This window comes from Cognatundibacterium crateris, from assembly GCF_010078235.1.
In the GTDB taxonomy this organism is placed as follows: Bacteria; Pseudomonadota; Gammaproteobacteria; order Burkholderiales; family Burkholderiaceae_D; genus Undibacterium; species Undibacterium crateris.
This window is the reverse complement of sequence record NZ_JAABOS010000008.1, coordinates 203122-228691: the sequence shown is the minus strand read 5'-3', so window position 1 is coordinate 228691 and position 25570 is coordinate 203122. Positions and strand designations below refer to the sequence as shown.

Genomic DNA, 25570 nt, shown 5'->3' with positions numbered 1-25570 from the left:
GACTTTGACGGCACCGTGTTGTGGAATGGAGTAGCATTAGCCAACCGTAACGAACTCGAAGCCAAGCTGACCGAAGTCGCGACACAGGCCGACCAGCCGGAAGTGCATCTGCGTCCAAACGCAGTGGTCCCGTACAAATCGGTGGCAGCGGTGATGGCCTCAGCCCAACGTCTGGGCGTGACCAAGATCGGTATGGTTGGGAATGAGCAGTTTATGAAGTAAGGCTGAAGTAAGGCCGAAGTAAGAGCAGTCAGGGAAGTCGCAGGCATCGCAGATGTCTGCGCTCAGTCGGGCGCTCAGGTACTTGTGTGCCTGGCTGATACATCTGTCTGGTATGCGGGTCTGGGCTTTGACGCAGGTTTGATGCCAGTGGGCAGATTCAGACAGTAAAGGTGGCGCTGAATCAGGAAGTGGTGTGGTCGTTCCGGGGCAGGGTTTGAGGCTGGGTAAGTCTTAGCGCGGCATGCCGGATGCAGAGGTATGTATGAACACAGCGGCTATGGCAGCTTAAATTGCTGCACATTGTTAAATACCACTTAAATACCTATTGACAACCACTAGCTATTACTTTTACAGTGAAGCTTATGATTTTAACAGAAACTATTTTAGTTGATTCAGGCTCGCCTCTGAGCCCAAATTAAGCTGCAAGTCCAACGTGCCCACATGAATTCAGAAGAATTAAAATCAGGAAATTCAGTTTCCTTATCTAAGGCTGCAGACATCATTGAGTCTGCTCAGAGCTATCGCTATATAGTTGGTGTCGATGGAGGTGGAACGGGCACCAGAGTCGTGTTGTGCGATGCCAGCGGCGAAGAGATTGCACGTGGTGCTGCAGGGCCGTCAGGACTGGCACATGGTCGCGATAAAGCATGGGAGCAGATTCAGCTGGCTTTGCAGCATGCATTCAGCGCTGCTGGCGTGGCGAATGCGGCATTGAGTGAGGTCGCGATAGGCTGTGGTCTGGCTGGTGTCAACAATGTGCACTGGGCACAGGAATTTATCGCACTGAACCCAGGCTTTGCCCGCATCGTGGTCGAGACCGATGCCTACACCACCTTACTGGGTGCGCATGGTGGCGCAGCAGGTGTCGTGATTGCATTGGGTACCGGCAGTGTGGGTGAGATGTTAATGCAAGATGGAAAGCGGCGCGAAGTCGGCGGCTGGGGCTTTCCAGTGGGCGATGAAGCCAGTGGCGCATGGCTGGGCTTTCAGGCCGTCAATTACGCGCAGCGCGTGATGGATGGACGTTTGCCTGCAGATGCTTTTTCGGCAGAGTTATTTGAGCATCTGGGCACCGATCAGGCAGCGATGTTCGGCTGGCTGGCGGCCGCCAATCAAACCCGTTATGCCACGCTGGCTCCGGTCGTGATACGACATGCGGCGGGCAGTCTGGTAGCCAGAGAAATGATGTTGCAGGCTGGGCGAGATGTGCAACAAATGGCCTTGGCACTCGACCCGCAACAGAGTTTACCAGTCGCATTGAGCGGCGGTTTGGCGGAAATGATACTGCCGTACATTCCTCAGCCTTTACAACATAGAATACAGGCACCGGTGGGAGGATCCGCGCATGGCGCGATGCTGCTGATTAAGCGCCACCTCCAACACACCACGCACACCATGCACAAGAACGCATAAAAACGCATAAAAACGAAAAGTAAAACAGGGGAGGCACAGATGTTGTCACACATAATTGATTTCAAACCAGATAGCGAGAGCTCCACACCGCTTTATCTGCAGCTGGCCAATAAACTGGCTAATGGCATACATAGTGGTTTATGGCAGCCGGATGAAGCCTTGCCCTCTGAGCGCATGCTATCCGAAACACTGGAGATATCCCGGGTGACGGCACGTAAGGCCATAGACATGCTGTGCGAGCGTGGTTTGCTGACGCGCAAACATGGTTCCGGCACCTATATCACGCCTAAGCTGGAGCAGCCTTTGTCGCGTCTGACTAACTTCAGTGAAGAATTGCGCCAGCGTGGCTTTGTGCCTGGTTCGCGCTGGATTTTACGTGATACCGGGGTCGCCTCGCCGGAAGAGATTTTATCCTTAGGCTTGTCGCCGAATACGGTGGTGTCGCGCCTTAAACGTTTGCGCACTGCAGACAATGTGGTGATGGCAATTGAGAGCACCACCATCCCCGCCATGTACATGCCTAATCCTAAGCTGGTGACCGACAGTTTGTACGGCTATCTGGAATCGCATAATGTGGCACCGACGCGCGCGCTGCAGCATATCCGCGCGGTGAACGCGACGGCAGAGCAGGCCCGGCTGGCAGACATCAAGCAAGGCGCGGCAATGCTATTCATTACCCGTGTCGGGTATCTGCCAAATGGTACGGCGATAGAGTTATCGCATTCGTACTGCCGCAGCGATTACTATGACTTCGTTGCGGAGTTGTTCAGATGAGTTTGCATCAAGGCTTGCAAGGGAAAATCCTGACGCCGGAAGGCTGGGTGCAGGGGCACATAGAATTCAGCGAAAAGATCGCCGCGATACACGCCAGTGAAAATACTGGAGAGGGCGAATTGCCCTATATCCTGCCGGGTTTCGTTGATCTGCATGTACACGGTGCCGGTGGTAAAGACACGATGGAAGCGGGAGACGCGGTTTCCGTGATTGCGCGTCAACATGCCAGGCATGGCACCACCAGTCTGCTGGCAACTACTATGACCGCGCCACAGGCGGATATTGAAGCGGCCTTACACGCGATTCGTCCACTGGTGGATGCGCGTCCTGCCAACTCAGCGCGGGTATTGGGTGTGCATCTGGAAGGCCCGTATATCAATCCGGGTAAGCTGGGTGCGCAACCGGATTTCGCTGGCATCGGCTCCTTACAACAAGTCCAGCATTTGCATGCGATCGCACCGATACGTCTGATCACGGTTGCGCCCGAAATGGATGGACATCTGCAACTGGTGCGCGAGCTGACCGCAATGGGCATGCAGGTGCAGATCGGTCACACCCTGGGTAGCTATGAAGATGGTGTGGCTGCATTGGAAAACGGTGCCAAAGGATTTACCCATTTGTATAACGCGATGTCGCGACTCGATCATCGCGCTCCCGGCATGGTTGGCGCTGCGCTCGCCCATGCTGAATTTTCAGAAATTATTCCTGATCTGCTCCATGTACATCCGGGGGCGATCAAGGCAGCGCTGCGGGCAATTCCGCATTTGTATTGTGTAACCGATTCGACAGCAGCATCCGGTATGCCGGACGGGCAATACATGCTGGGTCGTCAGGTGGTGCATAAATGTCTGGGTGGTGTGCGTCTGGAAGATGGCACGCTGGCTGGCAGCACCCTGACGATGGATCAGGCTTTACGCAATCTGGTCAGTATCGGACTCACGCTGGAAGATGCTTCCCGACGGGTTTCTACTTACGCCGCTGATTATCTCGGTTTATCTGAACGTGGCCGCCTGCGTGCGGGCGCGTTCGCCGACCTGGTTGTGCTGGATGCCAGCCTCAACCTTATTGCCGTGTATGTAGAAGGAGAAAAGATTGACCTCTCAGATGCTTAAAGAAGCCTGTGCTTCATCCGAACGCGTAGCTTACCAACTCACTCAGGAACGCCAGGCTTATGCCGATCTGGGCGCACATCTGCGTGCGCATCCACCAGCCTCCGTGCTGACGGTGGCGCGCGGCAGTTCCGATCATGCCGCTAACTATGCGGCTTACCTGATCATGGCGCGTCTGGGCCGTCTGGTGACCTCGCTGCCTATGTCGCTGGTGACGCTGAATAAAGCACCGCTGCATACCAAAGATACGCTCGCAATCGCGATTTCTCAGTCAGGCCAAAGCCCGGATGTGGTGGAGCCAATTTCGTATTTCCGCCAGGGTGGCGCCACCACGGTAGCGCTGGTGAATGATGCTGCATCGCCATTGGCGCAGGCGGCTGAATGGACTATGCCTTTGCATGCTGGTCCGGAACTCAGCGTAGCGGCGACTAAGAGTTTTATCACTTCCCTGGTAGCTGGAGCCCGTCTGGCTGGCCACTGGCAGAATGATGCAGATTTTCTGAGCGCGATCGATGCCCTGCCGGAAGCCTTGCATGCTGCGACCCAGCTCGACTGGTCGGCTGCACTGGATGTACTGACACCGGCTCAACGCATCATGGTGGTGGGACGTGGTATCAGTTTTCCGGTAGCGCTGGAATCTGCCTTGAAGTTCAAAGAAACCTCAGTGATACAGGCTGAAGCCTTCAGCGGCGCTGAAATCAAGCATGGCCCTATGGCCTTGATACATGATGGCTATCCTTTGCTGATTTTCGCAACTCGCGGTGCGGCGCAGGAAGGCCTGATCCGTCTGGCGGAAGAAATGCGCGGACGCGGTGCCAACGTCTTACTGGCAGCTCCTGACAATGTGGCAGAACGCAATCTGACCCTGCCGACTGCGGCTACGCCAGATCTGGACCCTATCGTTGCGATTCAGGCTTTCTATGTCATGGCTGCGCATTTGTCGGTAGCACGTGGACTCAATCCAGATCAGCCACGCCATTTAAGCAAAGTCACTAAGACTAACTAAACAGCAGCACCGCGATACTTGCTTGCGCTTCTTGCTTTACTGCGTTCAGGACTACAGCGCCTGAGCGCAGCGAGAATTGCGCTATTCCAGAAAAAAACAGAGACATCTTCAACGCCGTCCGGGATTTAGAAAGTCGTGACAGGAAAATGAAACATATGCGATTTTTAAACAGCTGGTGGCAGTGTGCCTGTCGCATAGGCTGTCGATCCCGGCTCCCGGTCGGTATGTTCTCAATGCTCATGCTGGCTGGCTTGATGCTGGCATTGCCTGGCCCTGTTTTGGCTGCCCAGAAAATCGAATTCTGGACCATGAGCCTGAAGCCTAAATTCATTCCTTATTTTCAGGAGTTGGTACGCCAGTACGAGGCTAAGCACCCTGGCGTCAAAATTGAGTGGGTGGATTTTCCCTGGGATGTATTGCAGCTGAAACTGATCACTGCGATTGCGGCCGGAAGACCACCAGCGTTGGTCAATCTGAGTGTGCCCTGGGCCGAAGAAATGGCGCGCGATGGCTTATTAGAACCTGTGGATCAGTGGCTGGCAGTGCCGGGTAAGGCACCCGACTATACCGATGCCGCACTGGCTGATTTACGTTTCAATGGCAAAGTGTATGGCTTCCCGCATTACAGTAATGTGAATGTGATTGCCTATAACCGCAGCATCCTGGCCGCAACAGGACATGTCAAAGCGCCAGAAAATATGGATCAGTTGCTGGCCTTGGCAGTGATGATTTCTGCACGTACCGGCAAGCCTGGCTATGCACCGGCCTTGGGAAAGATAGATGGCTTTCTGATGCAGCAGGGCTTAGCGCTGGTCAGCGATGGCAAGGCGGTCTTCAATTCGCCTGCGCATGTGAGCCTGATACGCAAACTTGCGGCGACTTACAGAGCGGGTGGCCTGCTCAAAGATAAGCTGTTCGCAGAAGATAATTTTCCAGCCGTGGTTGATGCCTATCTGGGCGGACGGCTGGGGCTGATGGTGAGTGCACCGACCGCGATCCGCCGCATACAGACCGATGCGCCCGAGATCTATGCGCAGACCGGTATTTTTCCTGTGCCTGCAGGACCAACCGGCATCAATGATGGCGGCTGGATGTTCCATTTTGCGATACCTAAGGGCGTCAAAAAATCCGAATTACCGGCGATTGCAGAGTTCGCACGGTTTCTGACCGGTGAAAATAATCAGCTCGCCTTTGCCAAAATGGCGGGCGTGATGCCGACCACCAAACAGGCTCTGGCGCATCCGTATTTCCGTCTTCTGCCTGAACACACCGGGGCCGCTGAGCAGGCGCTGAATGTGGCGGCGAATTCCATGAATTCAGCACGCAGTCTGTATGTGGCTGGTATTGATGATTACGATGAGTTACGCCGTTTTCTGGTGAAAGCAGTGGAGGCCGGGGTGACTGGTAAACGTGATATTCAGAAAGCGCTGGATGAAGCGGTGGTGATCTGGAACCGCAAACTGCAGAGGCGCGCACACCCATGAGCTCACAACGCTTGTTAGCCTGGTTATTCGTGACACCGGCGCTGCTGTTGCTGGCGGCTTTTTCATTCTGGCCCGTGCTGTATGGCTCGTATCTGAGTTTCACCGATTTCAGCCTGATGCGCGAAACCCATTGGGTGGGCCTGGATAATTATGTCGCGCTATTCAACAATGAAATGTTCCTGACTGGCTTGCGCAATTCCTTTGTGTTTTTGCTGGTCGTGCCTTGCACCCAGCTTGCCGCCATCTTGTTGGCGGTGCTGGTGAACAATCGCTTACCTGCGATACGCTGGTTCCGCGCCGCGTTTTATGTACCGGTTGTGACTACCGTATCAGTGGTCGGCATCATGTGGGGCTTTATGTTTCATGAGCAGGGCGCACTCAACTACGTCTTGCTGCGTGCGCATCTGATTGCCGCACCTTTGGGCTGGTTGTCAGATGACACGCTGGCTTTACTGTGCGTGATGTTTGTATCGTTCTGGCGTGGTCTGGGCTGGTATATGGTGATGTATCTGGCGGCCTTGCAATCACTGCCGGCAGAAGTCGAGGAAGCCGCCTTGCTTGATGGTGCGAACCGCTGGCAGCGTTTCTGGCGCATTACTTTTCCTATGTTGCTGCCTACCGTCATGATCTGCAGCATCATGTGTGTGCTGGCTGCACTGAAGGCATATCAGGAGGTCGATGTGCTGACTCAGGGCGGGCCGATGAACTCCACCTTTACCGCGCTTTACTATGCGTATGACCAGGGACTCAAGCATTTGAAACTGCCGCGTGGTCTGGCTGCCAGTTTTGTGGTGTCGCTCAGCTGCATCGGAATTGCCGCTGTGTGTTTGCAATACCTGAGACCGAGGCAGCGCACATGAAGCACGCTCTTTTTTCGAATGCACGACTCCATCTGCTGCAGCGCTTGCTGCGGTCCTTGCTGCATTATCTGTTGCTGATCCTGATAACAGTGATTTGTGTTTTTCCGTTTTGGTGGACGCTGGTGGTGGCTCTGTCGACCAAGGGCAATACCTTTGCGTTTCCGCCGGTATTCTGGCCGCAAGGCGTGGCGCTGGATAATTTTGCCGAAGTATTCCGGGTCATACCGATACTGGCGTTTTACAAAAACTCCATCCTGATTACCTTGCTTACCGTGGCCGGTAAGTTAGTTATTTGCTCTATGGCGGCGTATCCACTGTCGCGCATGCAATTCCGTGGTCGTCGCCTGATTATCGGCGTGGTTTTGCTGACCATGGTGCTGCCTTCTGAAGTGAATTTTCTGGTCAACTTCATCAGCATGACCCGGCTCGGGCTGGTCGATACTTATACCGCTGTGGTCTTGCCAAATCTGGTCACCGCCGTGTCTATCCTGTTACTCAAGCAAGCCTTCGATGAAGTGCCGCAGGATTTGCTCGATGCGGCACGGGTGGATGGCGCCAGCGAATGGACTGTGTTTTTCCGCATCGTATTGCCATTGATCGCGCCCTGGCTGGCGACGGTCGGCATACTGACTGCGGTTGAAGCCTGGAATGAATATATCTGGCCATCCATCGTGATAGCCAAGCCAGAAGATTTCCCCTTGTCGGCCGGCGTGCTGTATTTACGCGGCACGTATGGCAGCAGCACCAGGGTGATAGCAGCAGGAACCATTTTGACGGTCGCACCGATATTGGTGGCCTTTTTATTTACCCAGCGCTTTTTTATGCGCGGCATGGATGGAGCAGTGAAATGACGCAAGAAACCCCATTAGTAATGAGTATCGAAGAAGCACGTCGCCTGGCTGGTCAGCTGGTCATGATACGCATGCCGGGCACCCAGCTGGATGAGGCGGCCGCCGCTTTCCTGAAGCAGCACCATATCCGCGCTATCTGTCTGTTCCGCGGCAATATGACAGATGAACTGCAATTGAAAAAAATGACGGCCGATCTGCGTGCAGTGATGGGGCCGGAAGCATTGATCGCACTGGATCAGGAAGGTGGCGCTGTGGTGCGTTCGACCTGGGTGCCGCAACCGCCTGCTGCGATGTCGCTGGGTGCGAGTGGTGACAAAGACTTGTGTTATCAAGTAGGTGCTGCGGTGGCTCGCGGCGTCAAGGCACTGGGTTTTAACTGGAATTTTGCACCAGTCTTGGACCTGAATAATAACGTGGACAATCCCGTCATTTCCGAGCGCTCCTTTGGTTCCGATCCAGGCCGCGCGGCGGAGCTGGCTCTGGCCTGGATGGATGGCAGTTTGTCGGAAGGTGTGGCGTGCTGCGTCAAACATTTCCCGGGACATGGCGACACCAATGTCGATTCCCATCGCGACTTACCTACCGTCGATAAAACACTGGAAGAATTGCAGGCACTGGAGCTGGCGCCATTCCAAATCGCCGTCAGTCGCGAGGCACCTGCCATGATGACAGCACACATCGTGTATCCGGCGCTGGACGCCGACAATCCGGCCACCATGTCAGAAGCTATTTTGACCGGGCTGCTGCGGAAGCAATGGAATTACCAGGGTGTGGTGATTACCGATGGCATGGATATGCATGCGATTGCAGGACGCTATGGTGTCGGCAAGGCGGCAGTCAAAGCCTTGCTGGCTGGTGCGGATCTGGTGATGGCACTGGGCACCACAGAAACTCAGCTGGAAACCCTGGAAGCACTGACGCAGGTCATTGCGAGCGGCCAGATTACAGCGGCAGAGATAGAACAAAGGCTGGCGCGGGTACGTCAGCTGACGAAGGCTTACCCTTGCCAGCAAAGCGCGTATCAGACTGAACTGGCTGACCGTATTTTGATGTCGTCTGCCTGGAAACGCGGACTCACCGCTTGCGGCAATCCGGTCGCACCAGCCAAAGGCAGCAAGGTGCGTCTGGTCATCAGTGCCGATGTGGTCAGCGATGGCGTGTCGGAAGCGGGCATACCGGCAGAAAAAGTCACGGCCATGTTAAGCAGTCTGTACGACGTTGATACAGTGACCTTTGACAATGCGGATAGCTTCCGCTGGGATGATTTGCCACAGGATGGGCGCTATGTGATTCTGGCCTCAACGGTACGCATACGCTACAGCCAGCAAGTCAGGGATAGCTGGAAACCAGACCTGCATCTGGTGCTGTGGAATCCTTTCCAGATGCTCGATATCGATGCACCGGCTTTGCTGACTTACGGCTTTGCCGCACCGGCAGTTGACGCAGCACGCGCCTGGCTGGCGGGTGAAGTGCGGGCGGAAGGAAAAATTCCTGTGAGCGGATTTCAGTAAATCCGAAGCCCAGCGCAGCGGATAAAGCAATACCAATATTCAGATAAGCACATTAAGGCAGAGGCAGAGACAGCGATGGCGGAAGTCAGCTTGCACCAAGTTCGTAAATCCTATGGATCGCAGATGGTACTGCAGGATATCAATCTGCATATCCGCGACGGCGAATTCATGGTCTTTGTCGGCCCTTCGGGTTGCGGTAAATCGACCTTGCTGCGTATGATCGCTGGGCTGGAAGAGATCACAGATGGCGAATTACAGATCGCCGGTGTGCGTGCCAATGAAACACCACCGGCGCAGCGTGGCCTGGCGATGGTGTTTCAGTCTTATGCACTGTATCCGCATATGACGGTGTTTGAAAACATGGCCTTTGCCTTGAGCCTCACACGTATGCCGAAAGCGGAGATACGCAAGGCGGTAGCGCAGGCGGCTGAAAAACTACAGATCAGCCATCTGTTAGATCGCAAACCTAAAGACTTATCGGGTGGTCAGCGGCAGCGGGTGGCGATAGGGCGTGCCATCGTGCGTCAGCCTCAATTGTTTTTGCTGGACGAGCCTTTGTCGAATCTGGACGCGAGTCTGCGGGTGCAGACCCGCATAGAGCTGAGCCGTTTGCATCAGGAATTACAGTCGACCATGATCTATGTGACGCATGATCAGGTTGAGGCCATGACGCTGGGACAGCGCATTGCAGTCTTTCATGCGGGCGGTATCGCTCAGGTTGGTACGCCTATGGAGTTGTATCATCAGCCCGCCACGCAGTTTGTGGCGGGCTTTTTGGGCTCGCCCAAAATGAATTTCTTCCAGCTGCGTTTGCTGGAAGTGCAGCCAGCTGCTTTGCGCCTGAGTTTGCCCGGACTGGCGGATTTTTCTATACCAGTGACTAGCACCGCACTGCTGCCAGCGCAGCTGCAGCCGGGAGCACCGTGGACGCTGGGCGTACGCGCCGAGCACTGGCAGCTAAGCAGCACACAATCCGCCGCAACGGAAGGATACAGTGCCAGTTTCACACTGCAACTGGGCTTTGTTGAGCAGCTGGGGGACAGCAATGTCTTATATCTGTCCGCTGCCGGCCAGGACGGTATGTTTGCGATGCGCGTATCCGCGGCTGCAGCCTTACCCACACCGGGCCAGAGCGTACAGGTCAGTCTGAATCTCGCGCATTGCCATTTGTTTGATGCAGATGGACAGGCTGTACAGCGCAGCCTGTCAGCCGTGCCGGTTCAGTCAGTGCAGCCAGCCTGCTGATGGCGCAGTTAGCTATGCAGCGTCAGCAGACGGTTGACGTATTTCGCGCACTGACTATCGTGCTCATGATAGTGGTCAATGATCTGGCCGGCGTGACTGGCATACCGGGCTGGATGCAGCATGCTGCAGCAGACGCCGGATATATGACTTTAGCGGATCTGGTGTTCCCGGCTTTTTTGTATATCGTCGGTATGTCGGCCTACCTGAGCCAGTCAGTCAGCGCAGCGAAAAGCTCGCGCTGGCAGCGCACAGTCCAGACCACGCGACGTTCTGCGGTGCTGGTGCTGCTCGGCGTTTTGATGGTCAATGCCGACAGTGGCTACGACGCAGCTCAGATGTGGCTGCCCATCCATCTGTGGAATGTCTTGTTGTATCTGGCGATTGCGGGTATCTGGCTGGACTGGCCTGCGCTGAGTGGCAGACCGCTTGTGCTCATGCGTAGCGTGGCTGTTTTACTGTTGCTGCTATTGTGTGCCAGCTATGTGGGGCAGGGCGGCAGCACGATCTTACGGCCACAATGGTGGGGCATACTCGGACTGATAGGCTGGGCTGCGTGGCTCGCGAATCTGGCGCTGATCTGGCTGAGCCGGCGTGGCCTTTATCTGGCGCTGTTGGCGCTTATTTGCAGTGTGCTATGGGCGATGCTCACAAGCTGGCTGCCGCTTGGATCTGCCGTGCTGGAACAGGCGAACCTGCTCACGCATACCCAGATCGTGTTGATGGGCGCGGCCAGCGCAGCCTGGCTGATACGCTTGCCTGCAGCTGCGACTGCGCGTACACCAGGTGCATTGGCGTTGCAGGCAATCGCGCTTGTTTTGATGGTGATTATCACCTGTCACTATTTCCCAGTTTCTAAAATCCATGCCACGCCATCCTGGGGCTGGATATCGGTTGCAGCTTGTTGGTTGGCTTATCTGGGTCTGGAGCGCGCCATCAAGCTCGACTGGCTGGCCCGTCCTGTTGCTTTGCTTCTGCCTGCAGCGCGGCATTCGCTATTGCTGTATTTATTGCCTTACTTGGGCTTCCATTTGTTGCGTGCTCTGGGGGGCGGGTGGCCGCAGTGGTGCCTGCAAGGCGAAGTGGCCATGCTGATCACGCAGGGATATATGACGCTGTTATTTGTAATCGTGGCGCAGCTGGATAAACGCGGCTGGCAATTGCGGATCTGAATGGCGCGTTGCCAGAACCCTGCTCAGCCTGTGTTAGCAGGCTGAGCAGGGTAGGAGGAAATGCCGGCTTATGCGGTGGCTTGTTCAGCCACGGCAGGTGCCGCTGGCTGTTCTTTGTCCTGCTCAGGAATGCGTACAAAGCGGGTCAGTATCAGGACCGGGATGGCTGAGATCAGTACCCAGATAAAGAAGTTCTTATAGCCCAGCGCCATTTGTATGTCGCCGCTGATCATCTTGAAAAACACCGCACCCAGCTGCATCACGCCGGTCCCCAGGGCGTAATGCGCAGTCTGGTATTTACCGACTGCGACGACCTGCATGATGAACAGGATCAGGCCGACAAAGCCAAAACCATAACCAAACATTTCGAAACTCAGGGCAGTGGCGATCACCGCCATATTGTCCGGCATTTGCGAACTCAAAAAGAAAAATACCAGATTCGGCACATTCATGGCGATGATCAGCCACGGCAGCGCACGACGCAAGCCCAGCCAGGATGTGAAGTAGCCACCCAATATGCTGCCCGCCAAAAACGCGATGGTACCCGCGCTGCCATAGACCAGACCGACCTGATCGGTAGTCAGTCCCAGTCCGCCCAGCTCCTTGCTATCGCGCAGGAATAGCGGGCCTATGGTTTGTATCTGACCTTCACCGGCACGGAACAGAATAATGAAAGTGATGGCCAGCCAGATGCCTGGCTTTTTGAAAAAATCGATGATCACATCCACCAGCGTGCTGAATACGGTTTGCATGGATTCGCCAGTTTGTACATTGCGCGTGCCTGGCAAGGCCCAGCTGTGATAAATCCCGAGTGCAATCAGCATCACGCCGAGTATGCCAAAGATAATCATCCAGGCATTATGCGCGCTCATTTGCTTTTCCAGATGACCTGCCAATATCACCAGGCCACCGAGTGAGATGAATTTGGCCGCATTGAAAAAAGCGCCTTGCCAGCCTGCGTAGGCGGCCTGTTGCTTGTGGCTCAGAGTTGAAATATATAGCCCGTCAGCCGCAATATCATGGGTGGCAGAGGCGATTGCGACGATCGCCAGCAAGGCGATACTGACCGCGAAACACATAGGTAACTGCAGCGATAAGGCCACCAGCACCAGACTGACGCCACCCAGGCATTGAAACAGCACCACGATCAGCTTCTTACTGCTGGCGGCTTCCAGGAAGGGACTCCATAAACATTTAAAGACCCAGGCAAAGCCGATCAGGCCAGTCCAGCGTGCAATCTGGTCATTCGGTACGCCCAGACTTTTATACATCAGGCCAGCGACCAGCGCCACCGCGTAGTAGGGCAGGCCCTCTGCCAGATAAAGCGTGGGTACCCAGCGCATGGGATGGATAGATTTTGTCTCTGCTGTTGTTGTCATGGAGCTGTCTCTAAAAATAATCGGAACTCACGCTGCCCGGCGTCATGCCTGCTGCTCCGCTCATCTCTGTGAGCGTGGGATGAGGGCTAGAGTGCAGAACATACTAGTCAGTGCTGGACTGGTCAACTGGTTTTATATTTGCAATGCCACTTAAGTGCCAGTAGAATATTCCGCATCTCTTGATACTGATCCCGAATTGTTGTCAGTGCCTTGAATTAATGCGTTATTGAGCGCACTGCCGGTTTTTTAGTGGTCTCCTGCCGCGTGTTGCTAAGCTGCGAAAATCTGGCTGAAAACAGTAACTGGTATTAGCTGCCGTTATCCGTTTTTTGCTCTTGTATTTTCGTTTTACTCTATTCCCCTGAAACGTAATTGGCAGGCCTCGCGTGCTGCCTGTGATGCCAGTGGCCTGATCCTAAGTGGTCTGCCTGTGAAATTAAGGATGTGAACCCAAATGACGCAACAATCTGTACGCTATTCTTCTATCGATGCACTGCGCGGCTGGACCGTCGCCGGGATGCTGCTGGTGAATAATGCGGGTGACTGGAATCATGTCTTGCCCTGGCTGGAGCATGCGCAGTGGAATGGCTGTACACCGGCTGACCTGATTTTCCCGTTTTTTCTGTTCATCGTCGGCCTGTCACTGGAGCTGGCATTCGCGCCGCAACTGGCTAAGGGCGTCATGCCTGAAGTTTTGCGCAGTCAGGCCTTGCGCCGCGGGCTGCGCATGATACTGCTGGGTGTCGCCTTGCATGTGTTTGCCTGCCTGACCATTGATGGGCGGGCATTCCGGCTGATGGGGGTATTGCAACGCATAGGCATTGTCTTTGTGCTGGCAGCCTTCATCATGCTGTATCTGCGTACCCAAAGCAGTCGCTGGATCGCTTTGCTGGCGCTGATGGCGCTACACAGTTTGCTGTTGCTGAGTGGTGGCTCTTTGTTGCCACATGCGAATCTGTCGGACCGTATTGACAGCGTATTGCTGGGACCTCTGGCGTATCAGTATGATGCGCTGACCCAGATGGCACAGGAGCCGGAAGGCATATTGTCCACGCTGGGCGCATTGAGCAGTGTGCTGTTTGGGATTCAGGCTGGCAGCTTGTTACGCAATCGCCAAACTAAGCAGCTGGTATGGCTGGCGCTGGCCTGCTTGCTGGCGGGTCTGATCAGTGGCCTGGAACTTCCCTGGAATAAGCAAATGTGGACCGCGTCCTTTGTGTTATGGACCAGTGGCTGGGCGACCGCCTTACTATTGCTGGTGCATCAGCTGATTGATGTGCGCGGATATCCTGCCATAGGCCGCAGCTTCGGCATTAATGCGATTGCCGCTTATGCGGGTTCCTGGATCGCTACCTGCCTGCTGGCATACACCGGTGCCGGCGACTGGATTTATCTGCACGGGTTTGCACCATATCTGCCTGCGCTGATCGGCGAAGCCTGGAGTTCTGCTGCATTTGCTATTGCGTTTACTGCTGTGTTTGCCGTACTGACCCATGCGATGGCGCGTAAGAACTGGCGCATCGTGATCTGATCGTTTTGTCGTCCTGCGCTGCCGCTCTAGGCGAGCAGCGCATGACTCAGCGAATGTATCTCCTCGTCTCTTTCCCGCAAAATTTCCTGTAAAGTCGATTCTTCGATTTCAAAATTAAGGTGTGCAGTCTGTTGCTGCATTGCCGGGCTCAGATGTTGATGCAGTGGCGAAGGAACGGGCGCAATATCGTTCGCCAGTATCAGGGTGTCGCCCAGGCTTTCTGGGGGATAGGCGGCTAAACCCTTCCACATGAATTCGACCGCATCGATCACATGTCGCGGAATCTCCAGCTGCTGCAGGACACCGCGACCGATCAGCTTTTCTCCATATTCACTCCAGGCTTCATTATCACTGTCGAGTATGCCTGGATACTGTTCGGCACAAGAAATCATATAAAAGCCGCCAACCTCATGGATCAGACCGGCAAACAATGCAGTATCAGGATCGACGTGGGTGATATGTTTGGCAATCACCTGAGCCAGCGCCGCGACATGCGCCGTATGCTCCCATAACTGACGCGCCTTGCTAATCAGAAGCGGATCGCGCAATTGCTGGTTTAACTGTCGCACTATCAATGCAGTGACCAGGATTTTGGTTTGACTAAAGCCCAGGCGGCTGACGGCGTTACGGATGTTGCTGACGCTATTCCCGGAACGGTTATACGCAGACGAGTTAGCGACCGCCACGATGCGCGCTGAGAGTAGCGGATCGGTACTGATCAGTTTGCTGGCTGTCTCTGCATGGCAATCCGGATCATCCAGCATCTGCTTCAGTTTCAGCGTTTGTTCCAAATGTGTGGGGAAGACCAGCTGACCTTGTCTGGCCTGGTCAGCAATCATTTTGAACATGCTCAGCCCGTCCATGATGCCACTCCTTTAACGCACACCACATTGCAAAATAATGTTAAGCGGCGTTGCAAGTTCATCTTAGAGGCTGAGCAGTAAAAAGCAAGAATTAATTTCTGTGTGGAAATTAATTCTTGCTGCCTTTAAGGGTTTTCAATGCTTACTGATCTTGTCGCGGCAAATAGCGCACAGTTCCAGGCTCCCGAGCTGGCTCTGCTGAGCCATAACTGTTCGCGTTTGCTGGCTTGCGTTGCGCCTGACTGAGCAGTCCCAGAAATACGCGGAACACAAAGAAAGCAATAAACAGCGCAAGGATGAAAGGTATCAGACTCAGCAGTACCAGGATAGCCATCAGCACCAGCGCGATGCGGGGCAAGGGGGTACGCAGAGAGGCTTGTGCGCCGCGGGTAGCGAATTGCCGGAATTCCTGGCTGAGCTGGCGCAGAACGGAGTACAGATACTGGGTAAATGGTGTTTTCATGATAAGGGCCTGTTACGCTTTAAATTGCCTGACTGAATTTGTTTTCACGGAGGCAGGCGTCATTGTGGAGTAAGCTCAGGCCTCAGGCTACGGTAAAAATCAGCCGGAAATGCCGACATGCAGAGATGCGTAACAAAAAGCCCCGCCGCGGATGGCGGCAGGGCTTATGCTAACGCGTCAATGTTACTGAAACGCGGCTTATTTCGCTGGCGTCGCTGCAGTTCCCAAATGTTGCAGGAAGAAGCTTTCGTATTTCTTATGCCATGCTTTGGCCTTGACCGCACCACCCATGCCATGTTCGCCATCCGGATCGAGGAACAGATCGACTAACTGTTCTTTGCCGTTTTCCAGCAAAGCGCGATACACATTCACTGTGTCCTGATACAGCACATTGGGGTCTTGCATACCATGCACCAGCATCAGCGGTTTTTTCAGGCCTGCCGTCAGCGGCAATAAAGAATACTTGCGCAGATTTGGTTTGCTGCGCTCAGTCTTACCGATAGTGCGGCCGCTATACCAGCTGTTATAGTTTTCCCACTCAGTCGGACCGGCACCGGCGATACCCGCCGCAAATGTATCCGGACTGGTGTACAGTGTGTATTGCGTCTGGAAGCCACCAAAGCTCCAGCCCGTCAAACCGATACGCTGGCCATTGACGCCCAGATTTTGCTGCATGTACTTCGCCAGATCTTCCAGATCTTCTGTTTGTGGTTTGCCCACCTGTTCCCAGTTGGCATCGCTGAATTTGCGGCCATAGTTGGAATGGCCACGCGGATCAACGGCCACCGTCACATAGCCGTGTTTGGCGGCCATATACATACCAAACATATAGGCGGTAGGCTGGAAACTGTCTGTCTCAACAATGTGACGGTCATTCAGCGGGCCGCCGTAGGTGTACACCACGGCAGGACGCTGATCCGCTGCTTGCCAGCCAGCTGGTTTGAACACATAAGCCTGGATCGCATCGCCGTGACGGTTGGTGAAGCTGAAGCGTTCCGGACGCAGTACCGCAATCGCATCCCATTGCTTGTCATGGCTCTGCGTCAGGGTCTGCACCTTGCTGGATTTCACATCAATCACTTTCAGTTCAGGGCGGCTGGACCACTGACCCGCTACGCTGGCGATCTTCTCACCATTTTCGGCCGCATCGCTGGCGCGATGGAAGTCACCCTGCTGTCCGAGTGCCTTCATGTCGCCACTGGCCAGATCGGCTTTGAATACATTCATCGCCGCGAAATCCCCTTTATTTGCCAACACAAACATGGACTTACTGTCTGGCGTGAAACCGAGAATATTGTGCGCTTCAAAATCGCCTTTCAGGATGGCTTTTGCACTACCGTTGTCAGTATTGATCAGGTAGGGCTGACGATAGCCTTGTTCATCCAGGATCGCGATCAGTTGTTTGCTATCCGGTGTGAATTGTGGATCGATGACGTTGACCACTTCATGACCGACATTGCCACGACGTTCGAATACAACTTTCGGCTTTGCAGTTTCGTCTGCCTTGCCGACATAAATGCGGAGCACATCTTTTTCACGTTCCCAGGTCGAAAAGGTGTAGCGGCTGCCATCTTTGGCCCAGCTGACTTTACTCATTTCAAACCAGACATCGCCCCCCTTATTGGTGAACACTGGTTCTGGCTGACGGGTATTGGCATCTGACACTCGGCGGATATACAAGGCAGTGGCAGATACTTTGCGCTTGTCATCTGATACTTCGCGCGGTACTTTTTTTGCGGTTGCAAAGCGTTCGCTGTAATTCATGATTTCAACCTGACGTTCCGAATTTGGATACGGTTTGTCAGTCTCGGGATTTACTTCGTTCGCGTATCCGCGGATCGCCATCCAGGTTTTATCTTCACTTAATACGGTATCGAAGATACTGTATTTTTTATCGGCGTCATCCGGATGGATCAGTTCACGGTTTAACTGGCGGATTGCGCCGGAATCAAAGCTGGCGCTGTACAGGCGCTTGTCATCCATGTAGATATAGCCCTTGTCATTGGCCTGATAAGCGACGATGCGTTCGGCTTTATCAGTCTGGGTCAGGCGTTCGATTTTGCCTGAGCTGGCCTGCAGACGGAACAGATCACCGCGGTATTGGAAAATCAATTCGTTTTTCTTATTAGCCCAAACCAATTGATCCACGCCAGGATACAAATCGCCCGCCTTGAGTTTGTTCTTGTTGATTTTCTTCTTCAGTTCATCGCGCAATTCCCACAATTCTTTGGCTTTGTCGCTGTCGGCCTTATTGTCTTTCTTGTCGCTGCTGGCTTTGGCATCCGCTTTTCCGGCCGCGGCTTTTTCCTGTGCTGCTTCAGCGTCTGCCTCTGCTTTTCTAGCGGCTTCTTTGGCTTTTTTATCAGCCAGGTCTTTTTTCAACTCTTCCAGCGCGGCATTTTCCCATTGGAATAAATCAACTTTTTCACCACGCAGATAGGCCGCCTGCGCTTCTGCTTTGGCCTGGCGTTCTGCTTCTTCTTTTTCACGTTGCTGGAATTTTTTATCGAACTTATCCCAGACTTCCGGCGCATCGTAAGCCTTCATGATGGCTGGTGAAGTGATGCGCTTAGTCTCGCCGGTTTGTGTGTCATATACATACAAATCCGAACCCACTTCACCAAACGGATTCCAGACATAAGCCAGATAGCGCGCGTCATGGCTGAAGTGGATCAGGCGCGCAGACTGGCCTGCATACGACTTGCTACGGAAAACTTGTTCCAGGGTCAGATCAGCTGCCTTCACTTGAGGAATGGCAGATGTATCGGCATGCACGGTCGCCGGGTTGAGGCTGACCAGTGAACAGGCAAGCGCGACGCTCAGGGTAAGGAATTTTGGTGTCATGTTCATTTTCATTTATTCAGGACAAGAGGAAAACCGCTGGGGTACCGCATGGACTTAACCGCGTTTTCTAGGAATAGGCAGAACCAGGCTGAGATAGACAGAGACTGCATGTTGCAGTTCCATGTCAGGCAAAGGAATTCCACACAACGCGAGATTATTTGCTGAAAGCAATCAATGACCGATTTTAATTGCTGTTCATCGTCAGGCAGACGCCAACTCCCGGGCTGGAGGCGGGCTTTTGTCCGATTGCAGCTTAGAAAAATGAATTAAATAAAAAAATAACTCTTTGTGATGTTTGGTGTTATAGTTAACTACAACACTGACTTATTGTTATTGCATCAAACGCTTTTGCCTACGCAAACAGCAACCGGGGATGAAGGAGTAAAAATGGGAACGGACTGGAATGACCAGACACCGATTTACCGGCAATTGAGAGAGCGGGTACAGACCATGATGCTGGACGGCTTATTGAAAGAAGGGGACGCCCTTCCTTCAGTCAGACAGATAGCAGCGGATTATCAGATTAATCCGATCACGGTTTCAAAAGCTTATCAGGAGCTGGTGGACGCTGGCCTGGTGGAAAAACGCAGGGGATTAGGTATGTATGTCATGCAAGGTGCGCAGCAACGCCTGCTGCAAAGTGAAAAACAACGCTTTTTGTCCGAGGAATGGCCACGTATACGACAACGCATACAGCGCCTGGGACTGAGTCTGGACGAGTTAGACAGTGCGGCGTCGACAACAACACTGCGCTCACCTGACACAGCTCAGACCGATGCAAATGCAGACAATCAGACGGGAGAATAAACATGACGAGTTGTATCAGTGTCAGAAATCTGCGCAAACAATACGGCCGCAAGCACGTCTTGAAAGGCATGAGTTTTGCTATCGACAGCGGCCGCGTGCTTGGTCTGATCGGCCCTAACGGTGCTGGCAAAACCACGCTGATAAAAGCCTTGCTCGGGCTGACCCGCTGTGAGGGGGAGCTGACTGTCAGTGGCCTTGATCCCTGGCGCCAACGCGATCAACTGATGCAGGAAATCTCATTTATCGCCGACGTAGCGATCCTGCCGGGCTGGCTCAGCGTGCGCAATGCCATCAGTTTTGTCGAAGGAGTACACCCGCGTTTTCAACGCGATAAGGCAGAGCGCTATCTGGCAAAAACAAAATTAGCACCGGAGTTGTTGGTCAGTGAAATGTCCAAAGGCATGGTGGCCCAGCTGCATCTGGCTCTGGTGATGGCTATCGATGCGAAACTGCTGGTGCTGGACGAGCCTACGCTGGGTCTGGATATCCTGTACCGCAAGCAGTTTTATCAGGATTTGCTGGAAGAGTATTTTGACCAGCAAAAAACCATACTCATTTCTACCCATCAGGTCGAGGAAATTGAGCAAATTCTGACTGATGTGATGCTGATCCGCGATGGTCAGCTGGTGTTGCAACAGGATCTGGAAAGCCTGCATGAACGCTTTATTGAAGTGACGGTGAATTCAGACTGTATCACCCAGGCGCGCCTGCTTAAGCCAGTTGCTGAGCGTAGTCTGTTTGGTCAGCAGCGCATGATGTTTGACAGCGTGCCCACTACCGAACTGGCACAGCTCGGCACTTTGCACCGCGCTACGCTGAGTGATATTTACGTTGCACTGATGCAGGGAGGTCAGCCATGAAAGCCTGCTGGTGGTTATTGAAGCGTGAATTCTGGGAGTATCGCAGGGCCTTGTTGGTCACGCTGGGTACGTTGCTGCTGGTTTGTATCGTGCTCAATGCCTGGGCGTTGAATGTGGATTTGCTTACCACACACATTCAATCACGCGTACTTTCCCGGTTAGGTATAGATAAAACGACTGAAGAGTTAGTGGCTTATGCGCTTCTGCAGACTTGGTTATACGCACAGCGTTTATTGTTTGAGATAACGGGGTTTATTTTCTGCTTTCGCTATTTTTTACTAACACTAGGCACCGAGCGAACAGAAAAAAATGTGATGTTTTGGCGATCCTTGCCCGTGACTGATATGCAAACTGTTTTCGTTAAATTATTTTTTGGCACTACAGTAATTCCTTTATTTTTTTTGCTCGCTAATTTATGCGCTACCTTGGTTTCCGTATTGCTCCATGCCGCATATTTTTCGAAGCAACTTAGCTTAGAAATTTCAACCGCAGATTTTCTTGAATCTGGCATGACTCTCTATTCATCATCGATGATTTCTTTTCCTGTCTTCATATTATGGGGTGGTTTGACCGGTGGATGGTTAATGCTCTGGTCTGCGCTCACTCCACGACTCGGAGGACTGTTTGCAATCTTGATTCCTTTACTGGGCTTGGTAGTGGTGACACAAACGCATTTATCTTATCCTGATGCGGAATTCTGGTTGAAGCCGGTCGCGACTTTTCTGACTTCGCTTGATCTTAGTTTGCTGCCCGGCTCTTTGAATGCCAAGCTGCTCTGGTTTGAAGGCGGTTGGGATTGGGAGAATTACCTGAGAGGCGTGATGAGTCACCATGTACACCAACAGCCGGATTTGATTAAACAATTCATCAACCAGAACTTGTGGATCAGTGTCGTTGTGGGAAGCATGTTCACGATCTGCGCCGCCCACTTACGGCGTTTCAAAAGCGGATAAGGAGAACGAGATGAATACTTTATTCTGGTTGATCAAGCGCGAATATTGGGAATACAAAAAGATGCTATTCCGTTTGCTGGCTGTCTTGATGGCGATCAGCATAGGGCTGAGCTGCATCGTAGCGTTCAAACATATCGCCAATCATATGGCAACCGCAAACTTTTTTTTTAGTACCGGCACTTATCAGCACAGCCGGCGTGAATGGATTTTTTTCTTTTACGAGGGTAATGGGACAGCTTTTCTTCTTGCGCTGTTTGTCGTGCTCTGGATTTATTTTTCCCAAACACTGAGTAATGAGCGAGCCAATAAATCCTGCTATCTGTGGAAGTCACTGCCCGTCAGTGATGTACAGACAGTGATGGCAAAATTGCTGTTTGGTTTGCTGGTGATTCCTGCATGCACGCTGATCGCATTGGCGCTGACGCAGGCGATAGATATGTTGGTCATGGCAGGTGCTGACTGGTGGACCGGCGCTTCTGGCTATACAGAGTTTTTGAACAGTGATTTACACATGGTTTTTGTGCTTTCCATGCTGCAGGCATTTCCTGTCTATCTGTTGTGGGCAATGCCATCGGCTGGCTGGCTGCTATTGAATTCAGCACTGGCTAAACAAAGGGCGGGTTTGCATGCCTTATTGCTGCCATTGCTGATCGCACTCGCTTGCCATCAGATAGCTCGTGCTTATGGTAATAACGTGGTGTGGGCTGAGCAGGTGCTGCATTGCGCATTCCGCCTGGCAGGCAGTCTGTTGCCGACCTCATGGACGCCTATGTTGGTCACGAATGAAAACGTACCCAAACTCGCCGTGATGATCACGCCGAGTCGTAGTCTGATGAGTTTGGATATTTCCTCGCTGTATGTCACCCCTGATTTGTGGTGGGGCGTCGTGGCAGGTATCAGCATGATCTGGCTGGCAGCGCTTGCACGGCGCTGGCAGGAGTAGAGATATTCACTTAGCCCGCCACTTCGGCGGGCTAAGTGCAGGTTGATGCGAGCTCAACTGGCTGGTCTGTCAGCGTGCAGGGCGTACCACCAGTGCGACACCAGCCAGCGCGATGGCCATGCCGATGGCGGCAGTCAGGGTGAATTTTTCGTCGAACATCAACCAGGCCATCACTGCAGTGACAGCAGGGACCAGGTACATATAGCTGGTGACTTTTGTCGCTTCGCCATGTCGTATCATGATAAACAGCACAGAAATACCTACCCCCGACAACACAAATACTGACCAGGCCAGCGCTGCAAAAAATTGTGGTGTCGGCTGTATGTGCTGCGTTTCCAGCAGCAGCGCAAACGGCAGGGTGATGAATAGCGAGGCAGCAAACTGTATCACCTGACCGGTACGTACATCAAAGCTGGGGCAGGCTTTTTTCTGGTACAGGGTACCCGTGGTCATCGTCAGTAAAGCCATCACCGCCAGCGCGACGCTGGACAGCGACAGCCCTACCGCAGAAATTTTATTGGCAACTACCAGTGCCACACCGGCTATGCCGAAGGCCAGTCCCAGCCATTGTTTGCCACGTATGCGTTCACCGATCAGCGGGCCCGCAACAGCGGTCAAGATGGGCTGGATATTCGCGATCAGTGCCGCCACGCCAGCAGGCATACCTAGTTTAACTGCACACCAGATCCCACCCAGATAACCAGCCTGCATCAGGATGCCGGCAATTGCAATCGGGCCCCAGTCTTTGCGCTGCGGCCACGGAGCGCGCATCGCGACCGCGAGTGCCAGCATGAAGGCGACCACGCCCAGATAGCGCAGACACAGGAAGGTCAGCGGTTCTGCATACGGCAGACCATATTTGGCGACGACATAACCGGAGGCCCAGATAAAGATAAAAATGCCAGGCAGCGAGCGCAATAACAGAGAGGGAGAATTCGACATGCTCAAAGGTAGGGAGGAGTCAATCAAGATGCTTTGCATCTTCGCATAAAGCATGGCTGCTACAGATGAAAAAAAACCTGCGTATGTTGGATATCGCAGGTTTTTTTCACGTGTACCGGTCAGCCGACCGGCACAGACGCAGCGTGTGCGTGTTGCTTAAGCCAGATTGGCAGCGGCAAAATTCCAGTTCACTAAGGACCAGAATGCTTCCATGTATTTAGGACGTACATTGCGGTAGTCGATGTAGTAAGCATGTTCCCACAGATCGCAAGTCAGCAAAGGCGTGTCAGTCGTGGTCAGTGGTGTGGCTGCGTTGGATGTGTTGACGATATCCAGTGTGCCGTCTGCTTTTTTAACCAGCCAGGTCCAGGAAGAACCGAAGTTACCAACAGCAGATTTAGTGAAGGCTTCTTTGAATGCATCGAAAGAACCCCACTTGGCGTTGATCGCATCAGCCAGCGCACCTGCAGGCGCGCCGCCACCGTTTGGTGTCAGGCTGTTCCAGTAGAAAGTATGGTTCCAGATCTGAGCAGCATTATTGAACACGCCGCCGGAGGATTTTTTAACGATCTCTTCCAGAGTCAGTGTTTCAAACTCTGTACCTTTGATCAGGTTGTTGAGATTGGTGACATAAGTCTGGTGATGTTTACCGTAGTGGAATTCCAGTGTTTCTTGAGAGATGTGTGGCGCCAGAGCGTCCAGTGCATAGGGCAATGCCGGTAAGGTATGTTCCATGTCGCGTCCTTTAATTGACTGAGGTTTCCGTCGGTGAAACGGGATTAAGCTACGGTGAAAGTCAGCATTGTAAGCGTTTGCGCGCAAGCTTGCAGCCCGAGACGGCTAATTCCCTGCGTGATACAGGGTTTTTCCCGCTTAAATCTGCTAAGTGTTTATGGCTTGATGCACGTCCTATTGTTCATCCAGGCTGGACTGTACGCTGGCGATGCCCAGTTGTGCGCTGCCTTGTGCCAGTTGCACACGCACTGAGCTGCCGGGTTGCAGTTGTGCCGGTGAACGCAGCGCGCGTCCTTTGCCATCGCTCAGGATGGCGTAACCGCGTTCCAGCGTGCGCTGAGGATTGAGTAATTCCAGCTGGGCTTGCAGGTGTTTCAGCGCTTGATGCTGTTGCTGCAGCCTGGACTGACTGGCATGGCTGAGGCGTTGCTGCCATTGCTGGAGTTGTGTATGGCGGACAGCGGTATCGGGTGTCTGGTTATGCAGCGCTTGCGCTAACTGACTGAGTGTATGGCGTGAATGTTGCCATTGCTGGCGGGCCGCAAAGCGTAAGCTCTGGCTGGCTTGCTGCAATTGCTGGCGTCTGGCGGCAAATGCGGCGGCCGGGCTTTGCAGGCGTCTTGCCAGCCAGTCCAGCGTTTGTTGTTGCTCGTTGAGCAGACGGCTTTGCGCACGTTGTAGTTGTTGTGCCTGGCGCGCCAGTAAATCCAGCCATTCTGTGCGCGGCGTGGCGGCCAGTTCAGCGGCTGCGGTTGGGGTGGCGGCGCGCAGGTCGGCTGCGAAATCGGTGATGGTGAAGTCGGTTTCATGCCCTATGCCTGCAATCACCGGTATCTGACTATGTGCCACGGTGCGTGCCACGATTTCTTCATTAAACGCCCACAAGTCTTCCATGCTGCCACCACCGCGACAGACCAGCAGCACATCACATTCTTCACGTGCATTGGCAGTGGCGATCGCTTGCGCGATTTTGGCGGCCGCGCCTTCACCTTGTACCGGTGTGGGATAGAGGATGACGGCGATATGCGGTGCGCGCCGTTTGAGCGCTGTCAGGATATCGCGCAACGCCGCTGCCTGCGGGCTGGTGACGATACCGATACGGCGTACGAAGGGCGGGATTGGACGTTTTCTGGCTGGATCAAACAAGCCTTCCTGTTCCAGTTGCGCCTTCAGACGCAGAAAGGCCTCATACAGATTGCCGACACCGGCGCGTCGTATCGCTTCCACACTCAGCTGGTAATCGCCACGCGGCGCATACAGGGTCACCAGCGCACGGACTTCCACCTTGTCGCCTTCTCTGGGCTGGAAGTCGGCATATTGGGCGCGTCCGCGGAACATCACGGCCCTGACCTGGGCCGCCTGATCCTTGAGTGTGAAATACCAATGTCCAGAAGCTGCGCGGGTAAAATTGGAAATCTCGCCGGAAACCCAGGTCAGTGGCAGGTTACGTTCCAATAACTGAGCAACTGCGTTGTTGAGCGCCGAAACACTGATCACGGATGGCTTGCTGGCTGGATTTGAAAATGTAGGTTCTGTATTCATGGGGCTGACAGCAGAAAAAGCTTTCCACAGAAGCGTGGTAAGCGCGTCAGCATGTCATTGTGCA

23 protein-coding genes are annotated in these 25570 nt (G+C 53.6%); 16 read left to right on the top strand and 7 right to left on the bottom strand.

All coding sequences use genetic code 11. The features are described 5' to 3' along the window. The 11 genes from EYB48_RS15505 to EYB48_RS15455 all read left to right on the top strand — a co-directional run. Nucleotides 1–222, top strand: a 222-nt coding sequence (locus tag EYB48_RS15505) for an ExbD/TolR family protein (protein ID WP_202927801.1), incomplete at its 5' end; no start/stop codon positions are given. A gap of 441 nt (nt 223–663) precedes the next feature. Beyond that, nucleotides 664–1635 (top strand): glucosamine kinase nucleotide-binding domain-containing protein, encoded by a 972-nt coding sequence (locus EYB48_RS15500; RefSeq protein WP_162021274.1) that lies wholly within the window; start codon nt 664–666, stop codon nt 1633–1635. 39 nt (nt 1636–1674) lie between these two features. Next, complete coding sequence (locus EYB48_RS15495; RefSeq protein WP_162021273.1) at nt 1675–2409, top strand: GntR family transcriptional regulator; 735 nt, start codon at nt 1675–1677, stop codon at nt 2407–2409. Then, on the top strand, nt 2406–3521 hold the full coding sequence (gene nagA / locus EYB48_RS15490) for an N-acetylglucosamine-6-phosphate deacetylase (protein WP_202927800.1): 1116 nt from the start codon (nt 2406–2408) through the stop codon (nt 3519–3521). The genes EYB48_RS15495 and nagA overlap by 4 nt, the downstream gene beginning before the upstream one ends. Next, a complete protein-coding gene (locus EYB48_RS15485) occupies nt 3514–4524 on the top strand; it encodes an SIS domain-containing protein (protein WP_162021291.1) in 1011 nt (336 codons plus the stop codon). Before nagA ends, EYB48_RS15485 begins: the two co-directional genes overlap by 8 nt. Before the next feature lie 155 nt (nt 4525–4679). Next, nucleotides 4680–6008: an ABC transporter substrate-binding protein gene (locus EYB48_RS15480; RefSeq protein ID WP_235935185.1), complete on the top strand. Its 1329-nt coding sequence runs from the start codon at nt 4680–4682 to the stop codon at nt 6006–6008. After that, nucleotides 6005–6868 carry a carbohydrate ABC transporter permease gene (locus EYB48_RS15475; RefSeq protein ID WP_162021272.1) on the top strand — a complete coding sequence of 288 codons (864 nt, stop codon included), beginning with the start codon at nt 6005–6007 and terminating at the stop codon, nt 6866–6868. The genes EYB48_RS15480 and EYB48_RS15475 overlap by 4 nt, the downstream gene beginning before the upstream one ends. Further along, on the top strand, nt 6865–7719 hold the full coding sequence (locus EYB48_RS15470; RefSeq protein WP_162021271.1) for a carbohydrate ABC transporter permease: 855 nt from the start codon (nt 6865–6867) through the stop codon (nt 7717–7719). The genes EYB48_RS15475 and EYB48_RS15470 overlap by 4 nt, the downstream gene beginning before the upstream one ends. After that, on the top strand, nt 7716–9230 hold the full coding sequence (gene nagZ / locus EYB48_RS15465; protein WP_235935183.1) for a beta-N-acetylhexosaminidase: 1515 nt from the start codon (nt 7716–7718) through the stop codon (nt 9228–9230). The genes EYB48_RS15470 and nagZ overlap by 4 nt, the downstream gene beginning before the upstream one ends. 75 nt (nt 9231–9305) lie before the next feature. Next, nucleotides 9306–10475 (top strand): ABC transporter ATP-binding protein, encoded by a 1170-nt coding sequence (locus EYB48_RS15460; protein WP_162021270.1) that lies wholly within the window; start codon nt 9306–9308, stop codon nt 10473–10475. Further along, nucleotides 10475–11644 carry a DUF5009 domain-containing protein gene (locus tag EYB48_RS15455; RefSeq protein ID WP_162021269.1) on the top strand — a complete coding sequence of 390 codons (1170 nt, stop codon included), beginning with the start codon at nt 10475–10477 and terminating at the stop codon, nt 11642–11644. Before EYB48_RS15460 ends, EYB48_RS15455 begins: the two co-directional genes overlap by 1 nt. Before the next feature lie 68 nt (nt 11645–11712). Here EYB48_RS15455 and EYB48_RS15450 read toward each other — a convergent pair whose 3' ends face one another. Then, nucleotides 11713–13023 carry an MFS transporter gene (locus EYB48_RS15450; RefSeq protein WP_162021268.1) on the bottom strand — a complete coding sequence of 437 codons (1311 nt, stop codon included), beginning with the start codon at nt 13021–13023 and terminating at the stop codon, nt 11713–11715. A 454-nt stretch (nt 13024–13477) separates the two neighbouring features. Between EYB48_RS15450 and EYB48_RS15445 the strand changes: the two genes are divergently transcribed. After that, the gene (locus EYB48_RS15445) at nt 13478–14554 is read left to right on the top strand and encodes an acyltransferase family protein (RefSeq protein WP_162021267.1); all 1077 of its coding nucleotides are present in this window, start codon (nt 13478–13480) and stop codon (nt 14552–14554) included. 26 nt (nt 14555–14580) lie between these two features. Here the strand turns inward: EYB48_RS15445 and EYB48_RS15440 are convergent, their stop codons facing one another. The 3 genes from EYB48_RS15440 to EYB48_RS15430 all read right to left on the bottom strand — a co-directional run bounded on the left by EYB48_RS15440 (nt 14581) and on the right by EYB48_RS15430 (nt 18724). Further along, on the bottom strand, nt 14581–15417 hold the full coding sequence (locus EYB48_RS15440) for an HDOD domain-containing protein (protein WP_162021266.1): 837 nt from the start codon (nt 15415–15417) through the stop codon (nt 14581–14583). 142 nt (nt 15418–15559) lie between these two features. After that, nucleotides 15560–15880 (bottom strand): hypothetical protein, encoded by a 321-nt coding sequence (locus EYB48_RS15435; protein ID WP_162021265.1) that lies wholly within the window; start codon nt 15878–15880, stop codon nt 15560–15562. Nucleotides 15881–16078: 198 nt separating this feature from the next. Beyond that, nucleotides 16079–18724: a S9 family peptidase gene (locus EYB48_RS15430; protein ID WP_162021264.1), complete on the bottom strand. Its 2646-nt coding sequence runs from the start codon at nt 18722–18724 to the stop codon at nt 16079–16081. A gap of 387 nt (nt 18725–19111) precedes the next feature. Here EYB48_RS15430 and EYB48_RS15425 point away from each other — a divergent pair, with 387 nt between their 5' ends. The 4 genes from EYB48_RS15425 to EYB48_RS15410 are packed head-to-tail and all read left to right on the top strand — an operon-like array spanning nt 19112 to nt 22287. Continuing rightward, complete coding sequence (locus tag EYB48_RS15425) at nt 19112–19531, top strand: GntR family transcriptional regulator (RefSeq protein ID WP_162021263.1); 420 nt, start codon at nt 19112–19114, stop codon at nt 19529–19531. Nucleotides 19532–19533: 2 nt separating this feature from the next. After that, a complete protein-coding gene (locus tag EYB48_RS15420; RefSeq protein WP_162021262.1) occupies nt 19534–20391 on the top strand; it encodes an ABC transporter ATP-binding protein in 858 nt (285 codons plus the stop codon). Then, nucleotides 20388–21344 carry a hypothetical protein gene (locus tag EYB48_RS15415; protein ID WP_162021261.1) on the top strand — a complete coding sequence of 319 codons (957 nt, stop codon included), beginning with the start codon at nt 20388–20390 and terminating at the stop codon, nt 21342–21344. Before EYB48_RS15420 ends, EYB48_RS15415 begins: the two co-directional genes overlap by 4 nt. A 10-nt stretch (nt 21345–21354) precedes the next feature. After that, complete coding sequence (locus tag EYB48_RS15410) at nt 21355–22287, top strand: ABC-2 transporter permease (protein ID WP_162021260.1); 933 nt, start codon at nt 21355–21357, stop codon at nt 22285–22287. Nucleotides 22288–22356: 69 nt separating this feature from the next. On the opposite strand, the gene EYB48_RS15405 is transcribed toward EYB48_RS15410, so the two are convergent. The 3 genes from EYB48_RS15405 to xseA form a co-directional block, all read right to left on the bottom strand. Further along, nucleotides 22357–23229 (bottom strand): DMT family transporter, encoded by an 873-nt coding sequence (locus EYB48_RS15405; RefSeq protein ID WP_162021259.1) that lies wholly within the window; start codon nt 23227–23229, stop codon nt 22357–22359. A 156-nt stretch (nt 23230–23385) separates the two neighbouring features. Further along, complete coding sequence (gene sodB, locus EYB48_RS15400) at nt 23386–23964, bottom strand: superoxide dismutase [Fe] (protein ID WP_162021258.1); 579 nt, start codon at nt 23962–23964, stop codon at nt 23386–23388. Nucleotides 23965–24138: 174 nt separating this feature from the next. Then, entirely contained in the window at nt 24139–25506 is a 1368-nt protein-coding gene (gene xseA, locus EYB48_RS15395; RefSeq protein ID WP_162021257.1) for an exodeoxyribonuclease VII large subunit, read from the bottom strand. Between the last annotated feature and the right edge of the window lie 64 nt (nt 25507–25570).